The organism is Nocardia tenerifensis NBRC 101015, from assembly GCF_000308715.1.
Classification (GTDB): Bacteria; Actinomycetota; Actinomycetes; order Mycobacteriales; family Mycobacteriaceae; genus Nocardia; species Nocardia tenerifensis.
Window position 1 is genome coordinate 1 of sequence record NZ_BAGH01000362.1, and the last position, 26,540, is coordinate 26,540.

The 26,540-nt window shown below is 70.6% G+C and carries 8 protein-coding genes; 1 reads left to right on the forward strand and 7 read right to left on the reverse strand.

Annotated elements, in window-relative coordinates; all coding sequences use genetic code 11:
- Both ON39_RS28750 and ON39_RS28755 read right to left on the reverse strand, forming a co-directional pair.
- Positions 1 to 1,221, reverse strand: a 1,221-nt coding sequence (locus ON39_RS28750) for a condensation domain-containing protein (protein ID WP_255219307.1), incomplete at its 3' end; no start/stop codon positions are given.
- Positions 1,218 to 16,589 (reverse strand): non-ribosomal peptide synthetase, encoded by a 15,372-nt coding sequence (locus ON39_RS28755; protein WP_051187285.1) that lies wholly within the window; start codon positions 16,587 to 16,589, stop codon positions 1,218 to 1,220. The genes ON39_RS28750 and ON39_RS28755, both read right to left, overlap by 4 nt.
- Positions 16,590 to 17,163: 574 nt before the next feature.
- On the opposite strand from ON39_RS28755, the gene ON39_RS28760 reads away from it, so the two are divergent.
- Complete coding sequence (locus ON39_RS28760) at positions 17,164 to 20,448, forward strand: AfsR/SARP family transcriptional regulator (protein WP_169335925.1); 3,285 nt, start codon at positions 17,164 to 17,166, stop codon at positions 20,446 to 20,448.
- Positions 20,449 to 20,483: 35 nt separating this feature from the next.
- Here ON39_RS28760 and ON39_RS28765 read toward each other — a convergent pair whose 3' ends face one another.
- The 5 genes from ON39_RS28765 to ON39_RS28785 form a co-directional block, all read right to left on the reverse strand.
- A complete protein-coding gene (locus ON39_RS28765) occupies positions 20,484 to 21,851 on the reverse strand; it encodes an outer membrane protein assembly factor BamB family protein (protein WP_246002671.1) in 1,368 nt (455 codons plus the stop codon).
- Positions 21,852 to 21,862: 11 nt separating this feature from the next.
- On the reverse strand, positions 21,863 to 23,212 hold the full coding sequence (locus ON39_RS28770; protein WP_051187287.1) for a hypothetical protein: 1,350 nt from the start codon (positions 23,210 to 23,212) through the stop codon (positions 21,863 to 21,865).
- Positions 23,213 to 23,293: 81 nt separating this feature from the next.
- A complete protein-coding gene (locus tag ON39_RS28775; RefSeq protein ID WP_040739084.1) occupies positions 23,294 to 24,091 on the reverse strand; it encodes an adenylate/guanylate cyclase domain-containing protein in 798 nt (265 codons plus the stop codon).
- Positions 24,092 to 24,249: 158 nt separating this feature from the next.
- Positions 24,250 to 25,020, reverse strand: coding sequence for an LppU/SCO3897 family protein (locus ON39_RS28780; protein WP_146250989.1), 771 nt, complete (start codon positions 25,018 to 25,020; stop codon positions 24,250 to 24,252).
- 113 nt (positions 25,021 to 25,133) lie between these two features.
- Positions 25,134 to 26,540 (reverse strand): helix-turn-helix transcriptional regulator (locus tag ON39_RS28785; protein ID WP_040739087.1); only part of this gene is annotated, 1,407 nt, incomplete at its 5' end.

Genomic DNA, 26,540 nt, shown 5'->3' on the forward strand with positions numbered 1-26,540 from the left:
CACGTCCCACCCGGCCTGCGCGGGCGCGTCACCGTTGCTCCGCTCCCCCGCGGCGGCGTCGCCGATATTGAAGGTCAGATCGAACTGCGCGGTCATCGCGGGCAGGGCATAGGGCTCGAACTCGACGCCCGACAACTCCAGCGTGGCGGCCGTGTTGTTCTGGAAGCTCAGCAGCACCTGGAACAGCGGATGGTGCGAGGCCGACCGAGCCGGGTTGAGCAGCTCGACCAGCAACTCGAACGGGACGTCCTGATTCTCGTAGGCGGCCAGCGCCTTTGCGCGCACCTGGCCGACGATCTCGGCGAACGACGCCGCGGGATCGACCGCGGCCCGCAGCACCCACGTGTTGACGAAGAAGCCCACCAGATCGTTCAGGGCGTCGTCGGTGCGGCCCGCGATCGGCGAGCCGAGCGGAATGTCCTCGCCCGCACCGAGTTTGAACAGCAGCACGGCCAGCGCCGACTGCAACACCATCGACACCGTCGCACCCTCGCGGGCCGCCAGCCGCTCCACTGCCGCGCGGATCTCGGGATCGATCCGGAACACCAGCATGTCCCCGCGGTAGCTGGCCGCCCGGGGCCGCGGCCGGTCGGTCGGCAGCCGCAGCTGCTCCGGCAGCCCCGCGAGCTCGCCGCGCCAGTACTCGAACTGCCGCGCCAGCACACTGTCCGGATCCGACTGCGAGCCGAGCAGCTCCTGTTGCCACAGTGTGTAATCCACGTACTGCACCGGCAGCGGCTCCCACTCGGGGGCGCGCCCGGATCGGCGCGCGGCGTAGGCCTCCGACACATCGCGCAGCAGCGGCGCCATCGACCAGCCGTCGCCCGCGATGTGGTGGATCAGCAGCATCACCACGCACTCCTGCGGCGCGTACCGGAAAACGGTGGCGCGCAACGGAATCTCGGTCGACAGATCGAACGCGTACCGCGCGGCCGCGCGCACCGACGCGTCCAGCTCGTCCGGCGTCACCTCGGTGACGAGGACCGGAATCTCCACGCAGTCGGCGTCGATCACCCGCTGACCGGGCACGCCGTCGACCTCGACGAAGACAGTGCGCAGGCTCTCGTGCCGGGCGACGACGTCGCCGATCGCCGCCGCGAAGGCGGCGGCGTCGAACGGACCGGTCAACCGGACGGTGAGCGGCATGTTGTAGGTGGCCGAGGGCCCCTCGAGCCGATGGATGAACCACAGGCGGCGCTGTGCGAAGGACAAGGGAATCATGACAGGCCCGCCTCTCGGTTCATCCGGCGCAGCGCCGGTCTGCGCGACGGCGCCAGCTGCGGCCACCGTTCGGCGAGTTCGGCCACCGTCGCGGCCTCGAACATGACCTTGATCGGCACTTCGACTCCCATCACCGCCCTTATCCGGCTGGCCAGGCGGGTCGCCAGCAGCGAGTGGCCGCCCAGCGCGAAGAAACTGTCATCGATGCCGACTCGGCCGACGCCGAGGATTTCGCTGAACAATTCGGTCAAGGTCTTCTCTCGCTCGGTGCGCGGGGCGCGATATTCCTTGGCGGACACCAACTCCGGATCCGGCAGCGCGGCACGATCGAGCTTGCCGTTCGCCGTCAGCGGCACGGCGTCGATCACCATCACCACCGCCGGGACCATGAAGTCGGGCAGCCGCTCGGCGACGAACGCGCGCACGGCCGCGGGCAGGAGGGTGTCCTGGGGACTGTTCACATACTCGGCCGGGTCGGCCGCCAGATCCGTGGGCAGATAGACGTCGGTCAGCGCCCGGCCCGCCGTCGCGGCGGCGTCGAGGAAGACCGCGTCCATATAGCCCGGCTTGGTGGACCAGGTGACCGCGGTGGTGAAGCCGAGCCGGCCGCCGAGCTCGTGCAGATCCTCGGGCAGCAGTCCGGCTTTCGTGTAGTCGGCGCCGGGCTCGAGCACGCCCTCGAAGTTCACCGCGAGCAGGTCGGCGGGCCCGTCGGCCGAGACCGGCCTGCCGTCGCGGACGCGGTCGACGGCCTCGATCTGCCCGGTCAATCCGGCATGCGGGATATCGGTGACGCGGATGCCGTCGGGGTGCTCGGCGTGCAGCAGCGTGCGCAGCCAATCCTGGTCGCGGAACTCGGCTTTCGGCGTCTCGGCGACCGAGCGGGGTTGCGCGGGCGTCTTGCGCAGCACGACGTCGTAGCGGTATCGGGTCAACTCGTTGACCGCGTACCCGCGTTTGAGCTCGATGTCCACGGCGTCGAAGCCGATCTGCCCCAGTGCCGTGAAGTACTCCGGCGCCACGAGCAGCTCCTTCTCGGCGGCCATCTCGCGGCGGACGCGATCGCTCACCACCGCGGCGTCGTCGTCGCCGTGGCGACTGAGGTGGACCGCGGTCGTGAACTCCTCCAGCAGCGCGAAATTCCGGACGTCGCCGACGAACACCGCGCCGCCGGGGGCCAGCAGGCCGGAGATCTGCTCGAGCACCCGGCGCAGATACCGTTCGCCGGGGAAGTACTGCGCGACGGAGTTCACCACGACGGTGTCGAAGTAGCCCTGCGGCAGGCCGCTGGCGTCGTCGGCCGCCTGCACGCTCAGCGTCACCCGCTCCACCCAGTCCGCGTCCAGGTCCGACAACCGCCGCCGCAGCGTGTCGATGGTCGCGGCGGAGAAGTCCGTCGCCCAGTACTCGGCGCAGCCGGAGGCCAACTGGGACAACAACAATCCCGAACCGACGCCGATCTCGAGCAGCCGCCGCGGCTTCAGTCCCCGAATCCGGTCGACGGTGGCGGCGCGCCATTCACGCATCTGCTCCACCGGAATCGAGCCGCCGGTGTAGCTGCTGTTCCACCCGCCGAAGTCCTCGCCGAAAGCCGCCTCGGCGGGCCGGGAACCGTTGGACTCGGTCTTGTTCCCGGCGCCGTACAGGTCGTCGTACACGCGCTGCCACTGACCGACCATTTCGTCCTCGGCGACGACCGGCCCGCCGTGGTCGGCGACGACATAGCCGACCAGCTGCTTGCCGCCGGTCTCGGTGTCGCGCGCCACCACCACGGCCTGGGACACCGAGGGATGCTGCGCCACAATGGTTTCGACCTCGCCGGGCTCGACCCGGAAGCCGCGGATCTTGACCTGATCGTCGACCCGGCCCGCGAACTCCAGCACCCCGGCCTCGGTCCAGCGCACCACATCGCCCGTGCGATACAGCCTGCCGCCGCCGGTCTCGTCGAACGGATCGGCCACGAACCGCGCCGAGGTGAGCCCGGCCCGGCCACGGTAGCCACGCCCCAATTGCGCTCCGGCGACATACAATTCGCCGGACACGCCGATCGGCACCGGCATCAGCCACCGGTCCAGCACGTACACGCGCGTATTCGCCACCGGCACGCCGATCGGCACCGGGCCGTCGACAACGTCCACGGCGTCGTAATCGGTGACGCACGCGGTGGTTTCCGTGGGGCCGTACCCGTTCACGACCAGCGCGTCGGCGTACTTCGCGTGCAACTTCCGCACGACCGTCGCGGTCAATTCCGCGCCGCCGGCGATGATCCGGCGCAACGACCGCAGCGGCCGGTCCGGCAGTGCGTCGACGTGATCGACCAGGGCCGACAGCATCGGCGGTGTCGCGAACATCTTCGTCACCGACCGCGCGGCGATCAACCGCGTCAGCTCCACCAGATCCGACCGCTGCTCGCCGGTCACCACCAGGGTGGCGCCGCCGCACAGGGCGGGCCAGATCTCGTAGGTCGAGGCGTCGAACGCGATCGAGGTGTGCACCAGCACGCGATCGTCCGGCCCTGCCGACCACGCCGAGCCGACCAGGCTCACCACGTTGCGTTGCGTGATGCCAACGCCTTTGGGCACGCCCGTGGAGCCGGACGTGTAGATCACGTAGGCGAGATTCTCCGGCCGCGCCGCGACGAACCGCTGCTCGCCGGGTCCGGCCGCCACCCTGTCGAGGTACAGGCGCGGGGCCGTGGTGCTGGGCAGCAGGCCGGCGGTGCCGGAGTCGGTCACCACGACGACCGGCGCGGCGTCGGTGAGGATGAACGCCAACCGGTCCGACGGGTAGGCCGGATCGATCGGCAGGTATCCGCCGCCCGCCTTCCACACCGCGAGCAAGGCCACGATCAACTCCGCCGACCTCGGCAACGCCACCGCGACGACGGTGTCGGGGCCGACGCCGTACGAGGCCAGCGTCCGCGCCAATTGCTCAGCGCGAGTGTCGAGTTCGCGATAGGACAACTCGGTGTCGCCGCAGACGACCGCGGCCGCCTGCGGTGTGCGATCGGCCTGCGCGCGGATCAGTCCGACCATGGTGTCGTCGGCGACCGCGCCCGCGGTGTCGTTCCATCGGCGCAGCACCCGTTCGCGTTCGTCGCCGCCCAGGACGTCGATCGAGCCGACCGGCGCCGCGGGGGCCGACACGATCTCGCGCAGAGTCCGCACGAACCGGGCGACCATGGTCTCGATCGTGTCCCGGTCGAACAACTCGGTCGCGTACTCCACCAAGGCATTCCACGGTTGCCCGGCCGGCGCGTCGGCGACGTTGAAGAACAGGTCGAAGCGCGCGGTCGCGGTGGTCGCGACGTAGGGCTCGATCTGCGCCCCCGGCAGCGACAGGTCCGGCAGGGTGTTGTTCTGGAACGCCAGCGACACCTGGAACAGCGGGTGATGCGCCGCCGAGCGAGCCGGATTCAGCAGCTCGACCAGCAATTCGAACGGGACATCCTGATTCTCGTAGGCGGCCAGCGCCTTTGCCCGCACCCGGGCCAGGATCTCGCTGAACGAGGCCGCCGGAGACACCCGCGCCCGCAGCACCCACGAGTTGACGAAGAAGCCGACCAGATCGGTCAGCGCCTCGTCGGTGCGGCCCGCGATCGGCGAACCGATCGGAATGTCCTCGCCCGCACCGAGTTTGAACAGCAACACGGCCAGCGCCGACTGCAGCACCATCGACACCGTCGCGCCCTCGCGGCTCGCCAAACGCTCCACGGCGGTGCGGATCTCGGCGTCGATGCCGAACAGGACCATGTCGCCGCGGTAGCTCGCCACCAGCGGGCGCGGGCGATCGACGGGCAGGCGCAACTGATCCGGCAACTCGTCGAGCTCGGTGCGCCAGTAGTTGAACTGCCGCGACAGCAGGCTGTCCGGGTCCGCCGACGAGCCGAGCACCTCCCGTTGCCAGAGCGTGTAATCCACGTACTGCACCGGCAGCGGGGCCCACGCGGGCGCCCGATGCTCGCGGCGCGCGGCGTAGGCCGCGGACAGATCGCGCAGCAGCGGCGTCATCGACCAGCCGTCGCCCGCGATGTGGTGAATGAGCAGCACGGCGACGCACTCGTCCGCGTCGTAGCGGAACACGTCCGCGCGGAGGGGGATTTCGGCCGACAGGTCGAAGCCGTACCGCACCGCGCCGGTCACCGACGCGTCCAGCTCGGCGGGGTCCACGTCGGTGACGTGCACCGGCACCTCGACGCGGCCGGCCTCGAGCACGCGCTGCGACGGCACGCCGTCGGCGTCGACGAAGACCGTCCGCAGGCTCTCGTGCCTGCCGACGACGTCCTCGATCGCCGCGCGCAGGACCGCGACGTCCGCCCGGCGCAGCCGCACGGCCAGCACCATGTTGTAGGTGGCCGACGGCCCCTCCAGCCGATGGATGAACCACAGTCGCCGCTGCGCGAACGACGGCGGGATCACCTCGGGCCGCGGCCGGACCGTCAGCGGCGGGCGCACCTGGACCTGGGCGTCGAGCTTGGTCGCCAGCTCCGCCACGGTCGGGGCGTCGAACACGGTCCGGATCGGCACCTCCGCCCCGAGCACCACCCGGATCCGGCTGGCGAGGCGGGTGGCCAGCAGGGAGTGGCCGCCGAGGACGAAGAAGCTGTCGTCGATGCCGACCCGGTCGAGCCCGAGGATCTCGGCGAACAGCTGGGCCAGCACCCGCTCCCGGTCGGTGCGCGGGGCCCGGTAGTCCAGCGCGGAGGCGAACTCCGGGTCGGGCAGCGCGTTGCGATCGAGTTTACCGCTGGCGGTCAGCGGCACCGTGTCGAGCACCAGCACGGTCGCGGGCACCATGAACTCGGGCAGCCGATCGCTCGCCCAGCGGCGCACGTCCGCGGCGAGCAGGCCCGCCTGCGGAGTGTTGGCGAGCGGCGTGAGGTCCTCGGCGGGGGCCGTGAGGTACACGTCGGTCAGCGGTTGGTCCTGTGCCGCTTCTCCTTCCAGGAAGATCGCGTCCATGCGATCCGGCTCGGCGGACCAGGTGACCGCCGTGGTGTAGCCGAGTTCCCGGCCGAGTTCGTGCAGTTCCTCCGGCAGCAGGCCCGTCGCCCGGTCGGCGTCCGCGCCGAGCATGCCCTCGAAGTCCACCCCGAGCGGGTCGGTGGTGTCGCCCGGCAGGCCCGCCCGGATGCGCTCGGTGGCCTCGATCTGCCCGAGCAGACCGGCGTGCGGGATCCCGGTGACGCGGACGCCGTCGGGGTGCCGTTCGTGCAGCAGGGCGCGCAGCCAATCATGGCCGCGGTAAGGAGCTTTCGGCACGCCGGCGACCGAGCGAAGGCGCACCGGGGCCTTACGCAGCACCACGTCGTACCGGTACCTGGTCAGCTCGTTCACCGCGAACCCGCGCTTGAGCTGAATGTCGACACCGGCGAACCCGAGCGGGCCGCGGCACAGCGCCGCGAAATACTCCGGGGCCAGCAACAACTCCTGCTCCGCGGCGATATCCCGGCGGACTCGGTCGCGCACCGCGACCGGGTCGTCGCCGCCGTTGCGGCTGATCTGCACCGCGGTGGCGAACTCCTCGAGCAGGGTCAGATTGCGGACGTCGCCGACGAACACCGCGCCGCCGGGCGCCAGCAGGTCGTGCACCTGCTCGAGCACGCGGCGCAGATACCTTTCTCCCGGGAAGTACTGCGCGACGGAGTTGATGACCACCGTGTCGAAATGGTTCTCGGGCAGTCCGGCGCAGTTGTCCGCCGCCTGTGCGCGCAGCACGACGCCGTCGGTCCACGGCGTGCCGAGCTCCGCCAGCTGCTCACCGAGGCTGGCGATCGTCGCGGCGGAGAAGTCCGTCGCCCAGTACTCCGCGCAGTCGGGGGCCAGTTGCGACATCAAAAGGCCTGAGCCGACACCGATCTCGAGCACGCGCCGGGGGTTCAGGGCCCGGATCCGGTCGACCGCGGCCGAGCGCCACTCACGCATCTGCTCGACCGGGATCGGCGCGCCGGTGTAGCTGCTGTCCCAACCGCCGAAGTCCTCGCCGAAGGGGATCTCGGCCGCGCGGACCGACCTGGTGTCGATGACTACCGCCGCGCCGGAGTACAGGTCCTCGTAGATCCGCTGCCACTGCCCCAGCAGCTCGTCCTCGCCGACGATGGGTCCCGACCGGTCGGGCACCACGTACCCGACGAGCTGTTTGCCCGTGTCGGTATCGCGCGCCATCACGATCGCTCGCGACACCGAAGGGTGTTGCGCCAGAACGGTTTCCACCTCGCCGGGCTCCACCCGGAAGCCGCGGATCTTGACCTGGTCGTCGGCCCGGCCCGCGAACTCCAACTGCCCGGCGCTGTTCCAGCGCACCACATCGCCGGTGCGGTACAGCCGACCGCCCGCGCGATCGAACGGATCGGCCACGAAACGCGCGGCGGTCAATCCCGGCCGCCCGTGGTAGCCCCGTGCCAACTGCGCACTGGCGACGTACAACTCGCCCGCCACCCCGACGGGGACGGGAGACAGCCACGAATCCAGCACGAACACGCGGGTATTGGCGACCGGCGCACCGATCGGCACCGCCGCGCCGGCACTTCCGGCGCCGGCGGGCACCCGATAGGAGGTCACGTTCACCGTGGCCTCGGTCGGGCCGTAGAGGTTGTCCACGCGGTCGATCTGGCACTTGGCCTCGAGCGTGTCGACCAGTTCCGCGGTGAGGGTGTCGGCCCCGGTGTTCACCTGCCGCAGCGTGCGGAACGGGTTGTCCCGCAGGGTTTCCACGTGGTCCACCAGGGCGGACAGCAACGGCGGGGTGGCGAACATCTTCGTCACCGACCGGGTCTGCACCAGCCGGGCGATCTCCGCCGGGTCCGAACGCTGCTCGCCGGCGATCACCAGCGCCGCACCACCGCACAGCGCGGGCCAGATCTCGTACGTCGACGCGTCGAACGCGATCGACGAGTGCACCAGCACGCGATCCTCCGTGTCCGCCGACCAGGCCTGCGCGACCAGGTTCACGACGTTGCGATGCGTGACCCCAACACCTTTCGGCACGCCGGTCGATCCCGACGTGTAGATCACGTACGCCAGATTCTGCGGCCGCACCGCGACGGCCCGATCCGGGCGCGCCCAGTCCCCCGCGTCCTCGGGCGTATCGAGGTAGAGCCGCGGCGTCACCGCGTGCGGCAGCGAATCCGTTGTCGCCGAGTCGGTTACTACGACGACCGGCGCCGCGTCCACGAGGACGAATCCGAGCCGGTCCGACGGGTAGGCCGGATCGATCGGCAGGTACGCACCGCCCGCCTTCACCACCGCGACCAGGGCCACGATCAGCTCCACGGACCTCGGCAGTGCGACCGCGACCACCCCGTCCGGGCCGACGCCGCGCGAGACGAGCGCCCGCGCCAGCCGATCGGCCCGCGTGTCGAGTTCCCGGTAGGTCACCTCGGTGTCGCCGCAGACGATCGCGACGGCCTCCGGCGACTCGGCGACCCGCGCCTGGAACAGGCCGACGAGGGTCGTGTCCGGTACCGCGGCGGTGGTGTCGTTCCACCGATCGAGCACCAGGTCGCGCTCGGCGCCGTCGAGGATGTCGATCGAGCCGATGGCGATCTCGGGCGCCGCCACCAGGTCTCGCAGCAGCCGCACCAGCCGCGCGACCATCGCCTCCACCGTCTCGCGATCGAACAGCTCGGTCGCGTACTCCACGAACCCGTCCCACCCGGCGCCCGCGGGCGCGTCGGCGATATTGAAGAACAGATCGAAGCGCGCGGTCGCGGTGGAGGCGGGGTAGGGCTCGATCCGCACGCCGGACAGGTCGAGCACCGGCAGGGTGTTGTTCTGGAAGGCCATGGCCACCTGGAACAGCGGATGGTGCGCCGCAGAACGGACCGGGTTGAGCAACTCGACGAGCAGTTCGAACGGAAGGTCCTGATTCTCGTAGCCCGCCAAGGCTTTCGCGCGCACCTGGCTCAGCAGCTCGGCGAAGGTGTCCGCCGGGGACACGGCGGCGCGCAGCACCCAGGTGTTGACGAAGAAGCCCACCAGATCCGAGAGCGCGTCGTCGGTGCGGCCGGCGACCGGCGCGCCGATCGGAATGTCCTCCCCCGCACCGAGTTTGAACAGCAGCACGACCAGCGCCGACTGCAACACCATCGACACCGTCGCGCCCTCGCGGCGAGCCAGGCGCTCCACCGCGCCACGCATCTCGGCGTCGAGCTCGAACACCACGGTGTCCCCGCGATAGCTCGCCACCCGCGGCCGCGGCCGATCCATCGGCAGGCGTACCTGCTCGGGCAGGCCGTCGAGTTCGGTGCGCCAATAGTCGAACTGCCGCGACAGCACGCTGTCGGGGTCGCTCGCCGAACCCAGCAGTTCCCGTTGCCACAGCGTGTAATCCGCGTACTGCACCGGCAGCGGCGTCCAGCGCGGCGGGTGGTCGTCGAGCCGCGCCGCGTACCCGACGGACAGATCCCGGTACAGCGGCGTCAACGACCAGCCGTCGCCCGCGATGTGATGGATCAGCAACACCAGCACGCACTCGTCGCGCCCGTGGCGGAACACGGTGGCGCGCACGGGAATCTCCGACGACAGGTCGAACCCGTACCGCACCGCGGCCGTCACCGACGCGTCCAGCTCGGCGGAGTCGGCGGCGTCGGTGACCGTGAAGGGCACCTCGACGCCGTCGGCCGCGAGCACCCGCTGCGACGGCACTCCGTCGGCGTCGACGAAGACGGTGCGCAGGCTCTCGTGCCTGGCGACGACGTCGCCGATCGCCGCGCGCAGCGCCGCGACGTCGACCCCGTGCAGCCGCACCGCCAGCGCCATGTTGTAGGTGGCCGACGGCCCCTCGAGCCGGTGGATGAACCACAGCCTGCGCTGGGCGAACGACAACGGCACCACGTCCGGGCGCGGCCGGACCTCGAGCGCCGGGCGCAGGCACACATCGGCGTCGAGCCGAATCGCCAACTGCGCCACCGTCGGCGCGTCGAAGACCGTCCGGATCGGCACCTCGACGCCGAGCGCCGAGCGGATCCGGCTGGCCAGCCGGGTGGCCAGCAGCGAGTGGCCGCCCAGCTCGAAGAAGCTGTCGTCCACGCCGACCCGCTCCCGCCGCAGCAGCTCGCCGAACAGCTCGGCCAGGACCCGCTCCCGCTCGGTCTCCGGCGCCCGATACCGCGCCGAGGACACCAGCTCCGGATCGGGCAGGGCCGCGCGGTCCAGTTTGCCGTTCGAGGTCAACGGCACCGCGTCGATCGCCACCACCGCCGCGGGCACCATGAACTCCGGCAGCCGCTCGGCCGTGAACCGGCGCACCTCGCCGCCGTCGAATTCGCTCGCGTCGCCGCGACGCGGCACCACGTACCCGACCAGTTCCTTGCCGCCGTCGGTGCCGAGATCGCGTGCCACGACCACCGCGCGCGCCACCGAGGGATGCTGGGCCAGCACGCCTTCGACCTCGCCGGGCTCGATGCGGAAGCCGCGGATCTTCACCTGGTCGTCGGCGCGGCCGACGAACTCCAGCTCGCCCAGGGCATTCCAGCGCACGACGTCGCCGGTGCGGTACAGCCGCCCGCCGGCGGAGTCGAACGGATCGGCCACGAACCGGGCCGCCGTGAGCCCCGGCTGCCCCTGATAGCCGCGGGCAACCTGGGCCCCGGCCAGATACAACTCACCGGCGACGCCCACCGGAGCGGGCATCAGCCACGAATCCAGCACCAAGGTACGCACATTCGCCAGCGCGGACCCGATAGGCACCGAGGCGCCGTCGAAGCCCTCGCCCGCCGTGAACGGCCTGCTGGCCGCGAAAGTCGTTGTCTCGGTAGGCCCGTACCCGTTCACGATGCGCAGCTCGGGGCAGACCCGCAGGGCGTGCCTCAGCACCTCCGGCGTCACCTCCTCACCGCCGGCCCACACCTCGCGCAGCGCGGCGAGGGCGTCGGGGCACTCGTCGACGAACAACTCGAACAGCCGAGTGGTGAGGAAGGTCGCGGTGACCTCGTGCTCGACCAGCAGGCGGCCCAGCGCCGCGACGTCGGCGTGGTCCGCGGGCGCGACCACGACCCGGCCCCCGCCCAGCAGCGGAACCCACAGCTCATAGGTGGAGGCGTCGAAGGCGACCGACGAGTGCAGCAGCACGGCGCGGTGCGCCCCGCCGTGCCAGCGCGGATCGGTCGCGAAGGACACCACATTGCGGTGCGAAACCCCTACGCCCTTGGGCACTCCGGTCGATCCGGAGGTGTACATGAGGTAGGCGAGAGTGCGCGGGCGCACCGCGATCTCGTCCATGCCCGTCTCGTCCGCGAGCTCGAGCGTGTCGAGGCACAGGCGCGGGGCCGGTGTCGGGGGCAGCGACTCGGCGACGGCGGAGTCGGTGACGACGACCACCGGCTTCGCCTCGGCGAGAACGAATCCCAGCCGATCCGAGGGATAGGCCGGATCGATCGGCAGGTACGCACCGCCCGCTTTCAACACGGCGAGCAGCGCGACGACGAGCTCGACCGACCGGGGCAGCGCGACCGCGACGATCCGCTCGGGCCCCACCCCGAGCGAGACCAGTTCGCGCGCCAATTGCCCGGCGCGCGTGTCGAGTTCGCGATACGACACCGTCTCGTCGCCGCAGACGACGGCGACCGCGTCCGGGCTCTCGGCGACCCGCGCCCGGAACACCTCGGCGATGCTCCCGCCATGTTCGGCCGACGCGGTGCGAGTGTTCCACTCGTTCAGCACCCGGTCGCGCTCGTCGGCGTCGAGGACGTCGATCGACCCGACCGGCGCGTCCGGGTCGGCCACCACCAGCCGCAGCACCCGCACCAGCCGTCGCGCCATGGCCGCCACGGTGGACCGGTCGAACAGGTCGGTGGCGTACTCGATGTACCCGTCCCAGCCGAGCGCGGCCGGGCCGTCCCCGGTGCGGCTCGGAACGGCAAGGGCGTCACTGATATTGAACGTCAGATCGAAGCGCGCGGTCGTCACCGGCGCGGTGTACGGCTCGACCGCGATGCCGGGCAGCGCCAGGTTGGGCAGGCTGTTGTCCTGCAGCGTCAGCATCACCTGGAACAGCGGGTGGTACGCCGCCGAGCGGGCCGGGTTGAGCAGCTCCACCAGCGATTCGAACGGCGCGTCCTGATTCTCGTAGGCGGCCAGCGCCTTCGCGCGAACCTGCCCGAGCAGCTCGGTGAACGAGGCGGTCGAAGCGACTCGCGCCCGCAGCACCCAGGTGTTGACGAAGAAGCCCACCACGTCGTTCAGCGCGTCGTCGGTGCGGCCGGCGATCGGGGTGCCGAGCGGAATATCTTCTCCCGCACCGAGTTTGAACAGCAACGCGGCCAGGGCCGACTGCAACACCATCGAGACGGTGGCGCCCGACCGATTGGCGAACCTCTCGACCTCCGCGCGCAACGGAGCATCGATGCTGAACGACACCGCGTCCCCTCGGTAGCTCGCCACGCGCGGGCGCGGCCGATCGGCCGGCAGCCGCAGCTGGTCCGGCAGGTCCGCCAACTCGCCGCGCCAGTACTCGAACTGCCGCGCCAGCACGCTGTCCGGATCGTCCGGGGTCCCGAGCAACTCGCGCTGCCACAGCGTGTAATCCACGTACTGCACCGGCAACGGCTTCCATTCGGATGCCCGGCCCGCCGCGCGCGCCGTGTAGGCCGCGGACAGGTCGCGCAGCGTCACCGTGGCCGACCAGCCGTCCCCGGCGATGTGGTGGATCAGCAGCACCAGCATCCACTCGTCCGGGCTGCACCGGAAAACGCTGGCGCGCAAGGGAATCTGTGTCGAGAGGTCGAACCGGTGGCGCGCCGCGTCGGCCACGGCCAGCTCGGCCGCGCCCAGCTCGTCGGCGCCCGGCTCGGTCACCGTGATCGGCACCTCGACCTCGTCGGCCGCGAGCACCCGCTGGGCCGGCTCACCGTCGACCTCGACGTAGACCGTGCGCAGAATCTCGTGCCGCGCGACCACGTCCCGCAGCGCGGCCGCGAACGCCCGCGGGTCGAACGCGCCGGTGAGGCGCGCGGCCAGCGGCATGTTGTAGGTGGCCGACGGCCCCTCGAGCCGGTGGATGAACCACAGCCTGCGCTGCGCGAACGACAACGGCACCACGTCCGGCCGCGGCCGTGCCGCCAGCGTCGGGCGCGTCCGCGCCTCCGTGTCCAGACTGGTCGCCAGCCGCGCGACCGTCGCGGCGTCGAAGACCGTCCGGATCGGCACCTCGACCCCGAGCACGGCCCGGATCCGGCTGATCAGCCGGGTCGCGGACAGCGAGTGGCCGCCCAGCTCGAAGAAGCTGTCGTCCACGCCGACCCGATCGACGCCGAGCACCTCGGCGAACAACGCGGCCAAGGCCTCTTCGGCCTCGCCGCTCGGCGCCCGATACGCCACCGAGGACACGAACTCCGGCGTGGGCAGCGCGCGACGATCGAGCTTGCCGTTGGGGGTCAGCGGGATCGAGTCGATCACCATCACCACGGTCGGCACCAGGAACTCCGGCAGCCGCTCGGCGGCGAACCGCCGCACCTGCGCGCCGTCGAGCTTGCCCGCGTGGCCGTTCACGATCGCGTGGCCGTTCCCGTTCACGTGGCCGTTGCCGTTCGCGTGGCCGTTCCCGTTCACATGGCCATTGCCGTTCACGTGGCCATTGCCGTTCACGTGGCCGTTCCCGAGCGCCTGACCATTGCTCGCACGACCATTGCCCGCCGCAGGGCCGTCGCCGTCGAGCCCGCGGTCGGCCACCACGTAGCCGACCAGCTGCGTGTCACCGTCGGCGTCGTGCGCGACCACCACCGCCCGCGCCACCGAAGGATGTTGCGCCAGCACGGTTTCCACCTCGGCAGGCTCGACCCGGAAGCCGCGGACCTTCACCTGGTCGTCGGCCCGGCCGACGAACTCCAGCACCCCGTCGGCGGTCCACCGGACCACATCCCCGGTCCGATACAGCCGGCCGCCGGCCGGATCGAACGGATCGGCCACGAACCGCGCCGAGGTGAGCCCGGCGCGCCCGTGGTAGCCGCGCGCCAACTGCGCGCCGGCCACATACAACTCACCCGCGACGCCCACCGGCGCCGGCGCCAACGACGCGTCCAGCACGAAGGTCCGCAGGTTGCCCAGCGGCGACCCGATCGGGCTCCCGCCGCGCGTCATCGGCGCGTCCGACAGTTCCAGCTTGGTCACGTGCACCGTGGTCTCGGTGATCCCGTACATGTTCACCAGCGCCGGACCCGCGCCGGTGCCGGACGGTTTCCACGCCGCGAGATGGGCGGCGTGCAGGGCCTCGCCGCCGAACACCACCATGCGCAGGGCCGAATCGACGGTGGCGGAGGCGGATCGGGCCTCGGCCAGCGCCGCGAACGCGGACGGCGTCTGATTGAGCACGGTCACCCCCGCCTCGACGACCAGCTCCCACAGCTGCGCCGGGGTGCGCACGACATCCCACGGCACGACCACGACCCGGCCGCCGTGCAGCAGCGCGCCCCAGATCTCCCAGACCGAGAAGTCGAAGGCCTGGGAGTGGCACCAGGCCCACACGTCGTCGGCCCCGAATCGGCACCAGTGCGCGGTACTCAGGAAGAGCGAGGCCACATTTCGGTGCGTGACGGCGACGCCCTTGGGCGTGCCGGTGGAACCGGACGTGTAGATCAGGTAGGCGAGGTTGCCGGGCCGCGGGGCAGGCCGCTCGGCGACCGGACCCGTCGCCTGTTCGATCAGTATGTGCGGAATGTCGCTGTGCGGCAACGATTCCGAGGTCGCCGCGTCGGTGAGCACGGCGAGCGGCGCGGCGTCGCCGAGGACGAACGCCAGCCGCTCCGCGGGGTAGCCCGGGTCGAGCGGCAGATATGCGCCGCCCGCCTTCGACACCGCGAGTATCGCCGCGATCAGCTCGGCCGACCTCGGCAGAGCCACCGCGACGAGGGAGTCCTCGCGCACACCGCGCGAAACGAGCGTTCCCGCAATACGATTCGCCCACTCGTCGAGATCCCGGTAGGTGAGCTCCGCTCCACCGGACACTACCGCCACCGCGTCCGGGGCCCGCCGCGCCTGCTTCTCGAACAACGTCACCAGGGTCGCGTCCGGGTCGACGGGCACTCGCGTGTCGTTCCACGCCTCGACCACCCGCGCGCGATCCGCACCGAGCACATCCACCGAGCCGATCTCGGCGTGCGGATCCAATCTGGCCTGCCGCAGGTACTGGGCGATCGATCGCAGGTAACCCTGGAGGTCGTCCTCGGTGTAGAGCTGGGCGTCCCCCTCGATCCGCAGGTAGCCGCCGCGGGAGGACTGGCGCTCGTAGTAGAACACGATCGTCAGGTCGCCGCTGTTGCCCGCCGAGTAGACCTGGAGATCAGCCGTCCCGCCCGCCATCTCCAGCGCGCCGAAGAACGACATGACGTTGACCACCGGGCCGAACGGATTGCCCGGCGTATTCGGCAGTTTCAGGTCGCGCCGGATGTCCGACAGCCCGTAGCGCAGGTGCGGGCGCGCGCTCGCGATGGTGTGGTTGATCCGCACGGCCAGCTCGCCGAGCGAGACGTCGCGGCCGGTCTCGACCAGCATGGGCACGGTGTCGGAGAGCTGGCACGGTGTCCGGCCTGCCACGCCGACGCGATTGGAGACCGGGATCTGCAAGCAGAAGTCGTCGCGCAACGCGTAGCGCTGAATGGCCGCCGCCGCGACCGACATCAGCAGATACGGCAGTTTGACGCCGAACGACTGCGCGACGCCCATCAGCTCGCCGAGTTCCGTCCCGGAGAAGCCGTGGGTGCAGCCGACCCGGCCCGGCGCCACGCCGGCGGGGGCGCTGCCGGGGAGCCGCAGCGGATCGATGTCGGCGGGGATCTGCTTGCTCCAGTACGCCTGGTCCAGCGGCTGCTGGGTCCGGCGGTACTCGAGGTCACTGTCGACGATGTCGTCGATGTGCGCGAATCCCGAGGGCGGAACGGGCTTTCCGGCCGCCAAGGCGCCGTACACGTCGAGCACCCGCTGCGCCCAGGTGGCCACCCCGACGCCGTCCATGATGATGTGGTCGAAGCACATCGACATGATGTAGTGGTCGTCGCCGACCTCGAGCACCGCGACGCTCAGCAGGGCGTCGTGTTCCAGATCGAAACCCACCGCGCGTTCCCGCGACATGTAGTCCAGCGCGGCCGCGACCGGATCCGGTTTCTCCGTGAGATCCAGATACGACGGTGTCCAATCCGTGGTATCGCGTTCCACCTGCATCGGCCCGTCCGCGCCGCGGACGAAATTGACCGTCAGCGAATCCGACTCGGCGAACGCGTGCCGCAGCGCGGTGAAGAATTTGTCGAGTTCCAGCTCGGCGTGAATATCGACATAAATGATGCAATTATTGGGAATATCTGCGAGCTCGTGTGCTATCCACAGTTCTTTCTGAATTGATGTCAAACTGCGCAACAATGTCTTGCTACCCGATTGCATGGCAAACTCCCTCGCTTATCACCTGTGCTGGGTGGTACCGATCTGCGACTGCCGAATGCGCTCCCTTTTCGGCGGTACCAACCCTCAGCACGCGCCGCGCCGGACGGCACCATCGCGCGCTCTACCCTGTGCCCCGCTTGCGCGGGCAAATGTACCCGGCGTCCCCGATCAACCGCCGGTACGCCGCGCGGGCGAAATCCGCGCGGGCAGTAGGCGGGACACTCGCAAGCCGTCCATCCCGAGTCGCCGTGGGCGTGTCCCCCGGCCGCGACCTGCGGCGCTACGGCGAAACCGCGCCACACTCGATGCACCGTGTCCTCGAGGCACCAAGTGGACGCTTGAGCGAAGTTAGATGGACTGTTGCGCGCCGGGCAGCGTGTGGACTGCCACAGAACTCGTAACCCCCGAATCTTGCTGTCGCACACTCGATCAGCTTGTCCCAGCCCGCGTAACTGGCGCTGTACTAGTGCGTAAATGACTGGTCAAAATGGTAACTATCGGGCGAACGCCCCTCCGGGGACGCCGCGCCACCTATGCTCAGCGCTGGCAGCACATGGTTCAGGAGGGCTTGTCCATGGCGCACACACAGATCAGATACGGCGTGCTGGGGTCGTTCACGGCGTGGTGGGATGACCGTGAAATCGAGTTGGGTCCAGCCAAACAACAGGCGGTTCTTGCGGCATTACTGCTGGAAATGAACCGTCCGGTCTCGATGAACGCGATCATCGACGGCGTGTGGGGCGAGCATCCGCCCAGCGACGCCCGCAACGGAGTACAGACTTACGTCAGCCGGCTGCGGCGGGTCCTCGCGCCGCGCCGCAGAGTCGCCGAACCGGCCCTGGTGCGGGCCGACACCGGGTACGTGCTCCACGGCGACCCTTCACTGTCGGATCACGTAGCGTTCGACCGGCTGATCGCCACCGCCGAACGCTGCAGGCGCGACCGCGACCTCGCGGCCGCCGCCGCGAACACCGACGCCGCGCTGGCCCTGTGGCGCGGTGAGCCGTTCAGCGGTCTCGCGGGGCCGATCATCGAGGCCGAGCGCCGCAGGCTCCAGGAGCGGTATCTGGCGGCACTGGAACACCGCGCGGGGATCAAGCTCGCCCGCGGCCAGCACGCCGAGGCCGTCGCCGAGCTGGCGCCCCTGGTCAGCTCGTACCCGCTGCAGGAACGATTCCGGACGCTGCTCATGCTCGGCCTGTACCACTGCGGTCGCCAGGCCGAGGCGTTGATGGTGTTCCAGGACGCGCAGCGCAGACTCGCCGAGGAGATCGGCATCGAACCGGGCCGTGAGCTGCGCGAGCTGCACCGCCGGATCCTGCGCGACGAGATCGAGCCGCCGCTGGAGGCCGCCCGGACACCGACCGGTCGGCATCAATCCGCTTACGGCGCGGCGCGATTCGTCGACCTCGACAAGAAACCGCGGGTGCCCGCGGCGGCGCCGACCGTCGCGGACGCCGGGCCCCGGACCGAGGCGTTGCCGAGCCGGAACCAGCTGCCCGGCGATATCGCCGACTTCACCGGGCGCGACGCCGAGCTGGCCCGGCTGCTCGCCGACATCCCGCCGGAGGCGGCCCGCTCGACCGTGCTGATCGAGGCGATCGACGGCATGGCCGGGGTCGGCAAGACCACGCTGGCGATCCACGCCGCTCACCAACTGAGCAGTCGGTTTCCGGACGCGCAGCTCTATCTCGACCTGCACGGCCACGCCGTCGAGGGCGCACCGATCGAGCCGATGGTCGCGCTGGAGCGGCTGCTGCGCGCCGTCGGCGTGCCGAGCGAGTCGATACCGCCGGATCTCGACGCCAGGGCGGCGCTGTGGCGCACCGAGATCGCGGCCCTCTCGGCGCTGCTCGTGCTGGACAACGTCGCCGACGCCGAGCAGATCCGGCCGCTGCTGCCCGGCACCCCGAGCTGCCTGGTGCTGATCACCAGCCGGCGCCGGCTCGTCGAGCTGGAGGTCTCGAAAACGCTGACCCTGGACAGCCTTTCGCATCAGGACGCGACGACGCTGTTCACCAGCATCGTCACCGACGAGCGGGTGCGGGCCGAGCCCGACGCGATGGACGAGACGGTCCGGCTGTGCGGTCACCTCCCGCTGGCTATCCGCATCGCGGCCGGGCGGCTGCGCGCGCGGCCGGTGTGGCCGGTCGAGCGGCTGGCCGAGCGGCTGCGCGACCCGAACAACCGGCTCGACCACCTGGCGGCGGGGTCGCGCAGCGTCTCCGCCGCGCTCGCCGCCAGCTTCCAGGACCTGCCGCCCGAGCAGCAACGCGCGTTCCGGCTGCTCGGCCTGCACCCGGGCCGCGACTTCGACATCTACGCCACCGCCGCCCTGACCGACCTGAGCATCGACGCGGCGGAACAGATCCTGGAGGACCTGGTCGACGTGCACCTGCTCGAGCAGGTCGTCTCCGAGCGCTACCGGTTCCACAACCTGGTGCGCGACTACGCGGTGACGCTGATCGACCCGTCCGACCTCGACTGCGCCGCCGCGTTGACGCGGCTGTTCGACTACTACCGGTATGCCGCATGGGCGGTGGGCAGCAAGATCCTGCCCGATCGCGTCGGCCGGATCGTGGATCTGCCGCGGCCTTCGACGCCGCTGCCCGCGCTGGCCGGCCATCAGGACTGCGTCGCCTGGTTGCACAGCGAGCGGCTCAACCTGCTCGCGATCGCCCGCGAGGCGACCAAAGGGCGCTGGTCCGAGTATGCGGGGCTGTTCTCCGAGATCCTGTGGTGGCCGTATGTGACGGGGCTGCACTGCACCGACGACGCCATCACGCTGCACTTCGACGCGGTCGAGGTCGCGCGCAACAGCGGCGAGCAGGCCGAGGAGTGCCGGTTGCTGGTGAACCTCGGCTACACGCTGTGGCGGATGCGGCACTGCAGGCAGGCGCTGGTGGTGTTGAACGACGCCGTGGGGCTGGCGCACGGGATGGGCGACTTCACGAGCGCGGCCAAGGCCATGCACCACAGCGGGCTGGTCTACTTCCGGCTCGCCCGCTACCGCGACGCGCTGATGGCCTACCACCAGGCGCTGTCGTTGGCGCGCGCCTGCGGCGACAAGTTCATGGAGGGCTACGCGCTCCAGGGCCTCGGGCAGGTCCAGGAACGAATGGGCTACTACGACGGCGCGTTCGACTATCTGCGGCAGGCGGTCGGCGTCGCCGAGGAGACCGGCGACCCCTACCTGCGTGCCTGTGCCCTCATGCGGATCAGCGACGCGGACATGCGCGTCGGCCGCTACGACGACGCGCTCGCGCACCTCGAGGACGCCAGGAAGTCGCTGACGCCGGTGCCCGCGAACACCCTCTTCCACAACTACTTCTCGATCCGCATCGGCAATGTCTATTGCATGCTGAAGCAGTACGACGCGGCGCTCGACAGCCTCCGGACGGCCTTGGCGCGGGCCCAGCGCAACAATGATCTGATCGTCGAGTGCTGCTCGCATCTCGGCATCGGGGACGTGCATCGGCGAAAAGGCGATTACCGGGAGGCGCTCGCCCATTACGAGCGCGCATTGCATATCGCCTACGCGTCCGGCTCACCGTATGAAGAATTGCTCGCATTCGACGCGATAGCGACCGTCAATTACTGCTCCGCGCATTTTTCCGTGGCGCGCAAACGGTGGAAGGCGGCGCTGAAGATCGCGGCCGGGCTCGGCCTGCCGGAGACCCAGCGCATCGCCAACCACGTCGCGAGCATCGACTCCACGTTCGTCGCCGCCAGCGCGACCCGCACCGCGGAGGCGCACTCGGCCGAGTTCCGCCGGGCCGCGGAGCTGCTGCGGGGCGGCATCACCCCGAAGCAGCGCGCGGCCGTCATGGCGGCGATGGCCGATCCGGAGGCGCCGTGAGCGAGCGGCACTCCATGCTCTCGAGGAGCGCTGACTCAATGCCGAAGGGGGCGTAGCCCGATCATCGTGTGCGAGCCGACGTAGGTGTAGCGGCCGCCGCCGTGGGAGGTGAGCCGGCCGCCGCCGGTGAACGCCTCTGGATCGTCGCGCACGGCGCGGAACGGGATATCCCACACCGTCGCACCGGATTTCGGGTCGATCGCCCAGAGGCCGGTGACGTCGGAGAGGACCAGGACGTGCCCGTCCCAGGTCTCCGCCGCGTGGAAGCGGTCGGTGGTGATGCGCCAGAGTCGTTGCCCGGTGCGCATATTCAAGCCGGTCATGGTGTGCGCGGCGGCGTCGTTCAGCACGGCGACCTCGCCGAGGACCGCGATCGCGGTGCCGGTCGGCGCGTTGCCGTTCGGCTCGGTCAGCAGGTCGGGGCTCGTCCAGACGAGCCGTCCCGTGCGGCGGTCGCGGGCGCCGTCGGCGAGCAGGACCGGGACGGTGTCGTCGGCGGGCCGATCGATCGAGAGGTCTTGCGAGACAGGGTGTTCGGTGGTCGCCACCACCTTCCCGGTGCGGTCGACGAGGTCCGCGGCGGTGTCGCGCCGATCCGAGCACTCGCGGGCGATGCGGACGACCAATGCGCCGTCGATCGGAGTTGTGCGCGAGCAGCCCTGCTCGTCCATGGTCCAGGTGACCTCGCCGGTGCCGAGATCGAATGCGGCGATCTGCGCGCCGAGGGTGAACAGGCCCTGCCCGTGCGAGACGTCCAGTGCGTCCCAGGGCAGGTCGTCCCAGGTGGTGCCCATGGCGAAAGCGCGTGACCAGTGGGCGTCGGGATCCTCGAGGGTGCCCGCGCGCACGCGCACGTCGTCGGACTCGACATCGCCCTCGGCGACATACACGCCCTCGTCCGTGGTCGCCAGCGCGAAGATCATCCGCCCGTTTGTCGGTGTGCGCGTTACCTTCCCGCTGGCGATGTCGTAACCGATGAGAGCGGGCTGGTCGCTGAAAGCGGGGTAGCAGACGAGTTTTCCGTTAACCGGGGTCCGCCCGCACCCGCCGAGGTGCTCGGCGGGCGTGCGCCAGCGCACCGCTCCGGTGTCGGCGGCGATGCCGACCATCATCGGGCCGCGCAGGGACGTATCGCCGTCCGAGGCACCGACCACGGTGACGAGGGTGTCGCCCGCGGCCACGAAACCCGCTCCGCCGTCGTCGAATTCGGTCCCCGCCGCCGGGTCACGGAACTCCGCCCGCGCGCTCGCGCCCGCGGTGGCGTCGGCCGACCATGCGAGCCCGGGAGCCGCCGCGACGGTTCCGGTGATCTTCCGGGTGTCGTCCACGGGCTGCGTCAGCACGAGAACCGCTCCGGCGCTGGTCACCACGGCGGCCACCGCGGCGACGATCAGGCCGCGCATGCCGGGAACCATCACTTGACCTCGAGCCCGGGAGTCACGGCGATGGCCTCGAGGCGGTCGAACGGCAGTGGCGCTTCGGGGTATTCGGCGGAGGAGGAGACGCGGACCAGGGTGCCCGAGCGGTGGGTGACCGTGACGGTCCGTGTGGCCTCCTCGACGGCGGGCGGGCCCTGCTCGTTCGAGCTCTTCATGCTGTGCGACTCCTGGTTCTCGACCACGGTGCCGTCCGGCAGCGTGCGTGACGTGCCGTGACCGACCGGCGGGTCCACCGGAATCTTCTGCCCCACCGCGATTCCCACATTCAGACGCGACCGCTGGCCCGGTGTGGTCACCCGTACCGCCTGGCACACGCCGCTCGACAAATACCCGGCCGGACGCAGCCCTCCGAGCGGCCGGTCCAGGCTCAGTCCGTCGAGCGGGATCCCGGCGAGCACGGCGTCGAGCCGGCGCGCGACCGCCTCATCGATCGTGCCGCCGGATTCTGTTCCGGTATTACAGGATTCGGGCACGTCCGGCGTGCCCGGCGGCACCGGCGCGGTGACCCGGAGACCGGGCGCGGTGGCCATGGCGGCGAGTTCGTCCACGGTCAGCGGCACCTTGCCGGAGGGTTTGGCATCGTCGCGGCCGTCATCGCTCGCGGAGGTGGTCACGACGGTCCCGTCGGGCAGGTAGGCGTAGGCGGAGTGGGTCAGGGTGCGTACGCCGCCGAGTTCGTGCCAAGTGTCGTGCACGTCGACTGTGGTGCCGTCGGCGAGATGCCTGCGTTCATCGAGATCGCCTGCGACACAGGGTGGGATGGGAGCGGTGGACTGCTTAACCGATACCATCAGCGTGCCCCATTTGCCGCCGCGCGTCAGCGTGGCGTGCGCCGTGGTCCAGCCGCCGAAGTCGTGGGTCTCGCCGGGCTCGGTCTCGGGGTCGAAGATCGGCTCGAACAGCAGTGACTGCTCGACGGGCGCGAAGCCGATCGCCACATCCCTGGGCAGCGCGTCGCGCAGCGCCTGCGACATGTCCACGGCCTTCGGGCCGGAGAACCATGGATAGTCGGGGTTGTCGTACACGCTGTGGTCCGCCGAGATGAACGACATACCCGCGCCATCGCGCGGCGGTTCGACGACGGGGCACCCGGGGATCTGCGTCGGAAAGACCACGGGCGGGGTGATATATGGCAAGTCCGGCGGCTCCTCCGCCGCGGACGTGCTCGTCGCGACCACCGGCGCGGTGGTAAGTTCCGGCTCCCGCTCGTGCAGCAGACCGCCGACGATCACCCCGCAGGCCACGATCGCCACGCACCCCAGCCCGACCGTCCACGCGGTGACCACCCGCGAGGGAGTCTGCGTCTCGCGATCCTCGCTGTCCATCCGCTACACCGCTCCATCCGTGGGATATCCGCCGAACACATAACACGTCCGTATCCGGCGGGCCGTCCGGTTTGTTACGCCTCAGTCTCCTTGTCGCCGCACGGTGTAGAGGCGATGGGTGCCGTGCAGGCCCTTCAATTCGGCTTCGCGCTCGGCCACGACGGCGATGTCCGGCTCGTCGGCGATCGCCTCGCGGACCGCCTCGCTGACGAGCACCTCCCCGCCGTTCGCCTGCCCGGCGACCCGGGCCGCCATGGCCACGTTGCGGCCGAACAGGTCGTCGCCGCGGCGCACGGACTTCCCCATGTGGATGCCGATCCGCACCCGGACATGCTCGCGCCCCATCGATTTGGCACCGTTGCCGAGCGCTGCCTGGATGTCGAGTCCGCAGCGCACCGCCTGCTCCGGCTCGGCGAACGCGATCATGAACCCGTCGCCCTGGCTCTTCACGATGTGCCCGCCGCACTTGGCGACGCGATGACGGATCAGCCGGTCGTGCCGGCCGAGCAGCTTGACCCAGGACTGGTCGCCGAGCCGCTCGTTGAGCGCGGTGGAGCCCTCGATATCGGAGAACATGATCACGACGTGGCCGTCGGGGGTCAGCCCGGCCAGATCCGGCCGTTCGACCTGCGCCCAGCCGGCCAGGTTCTCGATCGAGGTGAGCACCGCGCCGCGGAACCCCTTCTTGCGCAACAGGTTCGCGGTGTCCCATACCGTCTTCACCGCCTCCCGGCCGCCGAGCATCAGCAGCTGCCGGTTGTCGAACTTGCGTTGCAGCTCGTCGAGTTCGCGGCCGCGCCGCCGCAGCAGCACGAACAGCGCGACCAGACCCACGGCCTCCAGCGCGGCGACCGCCGCGAGTACGAGCTCGATGATCATGGGTTCCGCCGCGGGTAGGGGTCAGAGCGAGTCCGACCCTAGTCGACCGCCGCGACCCGCGCCGCGCCGCCTCGATACGCCGGCCCCGTTCGACTTGACCGCCCAACGTCGACGAGCCCACCTGGCTCGACGTGCCCGCTCAGCTTCGATGCCCCCGCTCAACGCAGCCGGGCGACGCAGAACACGCGCGGGATCGCCAGACCGCCCGGAGTGAAGGTGAACGAGCTGGTCGCGCCTTGGACGTTATCGCACTGCCCGCTTGTCGCGACCACCCGCAGGACCCGGTATTTCGCGTCGGCGCCGCCGCAGTCGGTGGTCTCCAGGTTCGGCTTGATGTTCGTATCACGCAGGCAGTCACCGACTTTCGCGTTCTCCAGCGCCCGCGCGGTGTCGACCTCCTTGTGCGCGAGGCAGAAGATGAGGTCGGGGCCGAGCTTCGGGATCTTCTTGCCGTCGCCGATCTGCTTCAGCTCCCAGGTGTAGGTGACCTCGGTGCCCGGCACGCTGTCGCACGCCAGCGAGGCGAGCCCGCCGTCCTCGCGCGCGAGCACCTTGTAGATCGACTGCGGGTCGCCGCAGGGCAGTTTGCGCACGGGCGGACTGCTGGAGTCGGTGAGGCAGTCGCCCTCGTGCGCGACATTGCTGGCCTGCAGCGGGTCGGCGCCCTTGTCGCCGAGGCAGACCTGCTTGTCCTCGTAGTAGGTGTAGGTCACCCCCGCGACGTCCTTACAGGTGTACTCCGAGCCGCTCAGCTTCTTCAGCACGACGTATTTCGCCTCGGCCGAGGAGCATTCGACGGTAGCGAAGTCCGCCCCGTCCTGCTTCACGCAGTCGCCCTGCTCGACGGATTTCGCGGCCGGGGAGATCAGCGAACAGCCGCCGACGACCAAGGCCAGACATGACAAGACAGCAGTGATCCAGTACCGCACGATTCCTCCCCCTCCGCCGACCGGCGGATTCCAGCACTATCGCCGAGATTCAACCACGATCCACCGACACATGCCCAATCACTTTCCGGCACCGGCGAACTGGCGGATCGGCGCTAGCGGATCGCTGGGAGGTCCCGCAGCTGCCGCCGCGAGGTGATGCCCAGTTTGCGGAAGATGTTGCGCAGGTGGGCATCTACGGTGCGCGGACTCAGAAAGAGTTTGGCCGCCACCTCTTTGGAGGTGGCGCCCGCGGCGACCAGGCGCGCGATGTGCACCTCGTGCACGGTGAGCGTGTCGGCGGCGGACGCGGCTCGGGCGCGGGTCTGCTCGCCGGTGGCGCGCAGTTCGGCCGCCGCGCGCGCCGCGAACGCCTCCGCGCCGAGGGCCGAAAGGCGGTCGTGGGCGAGGCGCAGCTCGGCCCTGGCGTCGCGGCGGCGGCCCTGCCTGCGCAGCCACTCGCCGTAGACGAGGTGGGCCCGGGCGCCGGCGATGCCGAAGGCGGTCGAGTCGAGCAGGGACACCGCCTGCCGGTAGGCGTCCTCGTCGTCGTCCACCAAAGCCCTTGCGTACGTGGCAGTTCCGCGACCCCACGGCTGCCCGCCCGCGCCCGCCCGTTCGGTCAGCGTGGCCAGCGCGGCGCGCGCGATCTCGGGCTCCCGGCAGCGCACCGCCGCCTCGACCAGTTCCGGCAGTGCCAGGCCCGCCAGGCCGAGATCGCCGGTGGCTACGGCACTTTCGGCCGCCCGCAGCGCCGCGGGGTAGTCGGCGAGGCCGTTCGCCAAGACGGCGGTGGCGTACTGCACGCTGAGCGTCATGTGCGGCCCGACCCCGGCGAACAACTCCTCGGCCTCGGCCCGCCTGCCGCGCAGCCCGGCCAGGTGGATGCGCGGGTAGACCAGCGGCGCGGCGCCGGTGGCCGCCGCGATCGCCTCCTCCTCGGAGATCATCGCCGTCGCCGCGCCGAGATCGCCCTCGTGCGCGGTGACGGTGGCGAGCATGGCCAGTCCGATCGGCAGCATGTGGAACGAGCCGAGCTCGCGGCCCGACGCGGTGACCGTGGTCGCTATGCCGCGCATGGCGTCGATGTCCCACAGCTCGACGGCGAGCAGGTAGCCGAGGGTGGGCCAGCGCGACCACGCCGGGTCGGTCCCGTCGGCCACCACGGGGCGCAGCAGTGTCGCGGCGGCCCGATGCCCCTCGACGACCAGCGCGACCACGCCGTCCAGGATGAGGTCCGCGCTGGTGGGCGGCTCCGGGTTGCGCGGCGCGGTGCGGGCCGCCGCGATCACCGCGTCGAGTCCGCCGGTGAGCGTGGCCATCTCGATGGCGTCCACGTAGCACTCGCGCGCACGGGCCGGCGCGCGCTCGGCCAGGCGGGCCGCGGCGCGCAGCAGGTGGTCGGTCGGGCGGTCGCCGCCGCGGAAGCGGGCGAACGAGATTCGGCCGCGCAGCAGGTCGACGCGCGGGTCGGCGGAGTCGAGGGTCGAGAGCAGCTCGGCGGCGACGCCGAAGTCGCCGAC